This is a genomic window from Rhodopirellula maiorica SM1 (genome assembly GCF_000346295.1).
Lineage (GTDB): Bacteria > Planctomycetota > Planctomycetia > Pirellulales > Pirellulaceae > Novipirellula > Novipirellula maiorica.
This window is the reverse complement of record NZ_ANOG01000851.1, coordinates 1-1,675: the sequence shown is the minus strand read 5'-3', so window position 1 is coordinate 1,675 and position 1,675 is coordinate 1. Positions and strand designations below refer to the sequence as shown.

Here is a 1,675-nt window from a genome sequence, read left to right as displayed (position 1 = left end):
GATTCGGATGGCTGATGCGATCCGTCTGGGCATCTCTCGAAACTCGCTCTATTCACTCAGAGACACGGGACAACTCGAGCAGCTCGCCCGCGGTCTTTACCGACTCGCAGACATGCCACCGCTGGGGTCGCCCGACCTTGTCACTGTCGCACAGAAGGTTCCGCACGGAGTCTTATACCTTCTATCAGCGCTCGCCTTTCACGAGCTGACCACGCAAATTCCACATGAAGTATGGATCGCCGTACCGAGGAATAGCGAACCGCCGCGGCTTGCTTATCCTCCGATTCGAGCAGCAAGGCTGCGAGATGTTGCCTATCGCATTGGAATCGAAGAGCACCGCGTTGACGACATCGATGTTCGAATCTATTGCCGCGAAAAGACGATTGTAGATTGCTTCTGTCGACGCAATGAAGTCGGTATCGACGTAGTGGTTGAATCAGTGAAAGCCTATCGATCGCAGCAAAATCGGAATGTTGATCTGATCATGGAGTACGCGAAACAACTACGCGCTGCTACAGCGATCCGCCCCTATCTGGAGGCACTTGCGTGACACGCGATATGGCTGCGTCTGTTCGCGGTCGCTTGATGAATCAGTCCAAACAAAGCGGACGTCCTTTTCAAGAATTGCTCACGTATTTTGCGATGGAGCGTTTCCTATTTCGGCTTTCACAATCCCCGTACGCAGATCGCTTTGTGCTAAAGGGCGCGTTGATGTTTGCTGTGTGGGGAGCACCGCAGTCAAGAGCGACTCGTGACATCGACTTGCTTGCACACGCTGAAAACTCGGTTGATGCAATGACTGAGATAATGCGATCGGTTTGTGAGCAATCAGTAGCAGAGGATGGAATTGTCTTTCTCCCCGAGACAGTCAAGGGCATCGTCATCAAAGAAGATTCAGACTACGAGGGCGTTCGTGTTACGTTCGTCGCGACGATTCAGAACGCGCGCGTACCAATGCAGATTGACATCGGGTTTGGCGATGTGATTCATCCGAGTGCGACTGCAATCGTTTACCCAGGCATGCTGGACTTTGAAACACCCGAGCTATCTGGCTATCCGCGGGAGACCGTGATCGCCGAGAAGTTTGAAGCAATGACCCAACTCGGCCAACTCAATAGTCGCATGAAAGACTTCTATGACATCTTGATTCTATCGAGGCAGTTTGATTTCGACGGAAAAACCCTATCCACAGCGATCAAAATGACGTTTGCGAACGCGAGACCAAGATTCAAACCGAGCCGATCGGGTTGACCGAGGTCTTCTTTGCAGACAGGAACAAACAAGCCCAGTGGTCGGGTTTTTTGCGAAAGTCAAAGCTGCCAATGCCGGTCACATCGCTCGCTGATGTTGTGGAAGAACTCAGAGGTTTTTTGCTTCCAATCGCAGACGCGATTGTCCGAAACAAAGACGCTGCGGGCGAGTGGCGGGCGCCTGGACCTTGGTCCAGCGAATAGGGTGCAATCATATGAAGGCGTCATCGAATCAATCAGCCACTGGTAGTCTGCAGCAACCTGCAGCTGCAGTCTACGCTCGGCAGTGTCGAACACGCGAAGGAGATATGAGTTCGTGTGATGCCCAAGTCGAAATGTGTCTGGACGCCGCGAGAACGCGGAATTGGGATGTGACCGGAATCTTCAAAGATGAGGGAGTTTCGAGCGAAACGCTTGAGCGACCT

General features: G+C 52.6%; 3 protein-coding genes. All 3 read left to right on the top strand.

Going from position 1 to position 1,675, the window contains the following annotated elements:
• Nucleotides 1–550 (top strand): type IV toxin-antitoxin system AbiEi family antitoxin domain-containing protein (locus RMSM_RS27335; protein ID WP_040769604.1); only part of this gene is annotated, 550 nt, incomplete at its 5' end.
• Nucleotides 547–1,251, top strand: a complete 705-nt coding sequence (locus RMSM_RS27330; RefSeq protein ID WP_144058003.1) for a nucleotidyl transferase AbiEii/AbiGii toxin family protein — start codon at nt 547–549, stop codon at nt 1,249–1,251. The genes RMSM_RS27335 and RMSM_RS27330, both read left to right, overlap by 4 nt.
• A gap of 214 nt (nt 1,252–1,465) precedes the next feature.
• Nucleotides 1,466–1,675: recombinase family protein (locus RMSM_RS43885; protein ID WP_040769603.1), on the top strand; the 210-nt coding region annotated here is incomplete at its 3' end.